This window comes from Facilibium subflavum, from assembly GCF_003574485.1.
Classification (GTDB): Bacteria; Pseudomonadota; Gammaproteobacteria; order Francisellales; family Francisellaceae; genus Facilibium; species Facilibium subflavum.
This window is the reverse complement of the sequence record NZ_QLIT01000231.1, coordinates 1-634: the sequence shown is the minus strand read 5'-3', so window position 1 is coordinate 634 and position 634 is coordinate 1. Positions and strand designations below refer to the sequence as shown.

Genomic DNA, 634 nt, shown 5'->3' with positions numbered 1-634 from the left:
GTGACCTTTGCCAGCGCTTCACGAGTATTGATACAACCAGTTTTTCAGTTTCTGGGGAGTATGACACCGAAAGTGATGAAAGAACGATCACGGTGACAAAAGGCTACTCCAAGGACCACCGTCCAGATTTAAATCAGGTAGTTCTGGAGCTGGTGAACAGTCAAGATGGCGGCATCCCTTTGATGATGAAGAGTTTTGATGGCAATACAAGTGATAGTAAGATTTTTAAAGATCGCTGCCAACAGCTGTTAAAATCATTAAACGCAAGTGATGGCCCACACTATTTGGTTGGAGACTCAAAACTGTATTGTGAAGATAATGCCAAACACTTAAGTCAACTTAAATTTATCACCCGCATTCCACGCACGTATAAAGAGGAAAGCAAAGCGATCAATGCTGCCATAACGGCGAACCAATGGGTGAGGGTTGATACAAAGAGTAGATGTTATGAATATACAACGAACCATTTAGGCATAGAACAACGCTGGTTAGTGGTTGACTCACAATCTGCAAGAGAACGCGCAAAAAACACCTTGGATAAGCAGGTAGATAAAGAATTTCAGGCAGCCTTAAAAGCAGCCATGCACCTTCGGAATAAACCATTTGATTGTAAAGCTGATGCAGTGAATGCTTT

1 protein-coding gene is annotated in these 634 nt (G+C 42.1%); it reads left to right on the top strand.

What is annotated here, in order from left to right:
- Window positions 1-634: IS1634 family transposase (locus DNK84_RS11875; RefSeq protein ID WP_119344708.1), on the top strand; the 634-nt coding region annotated here is incomplete at both ends.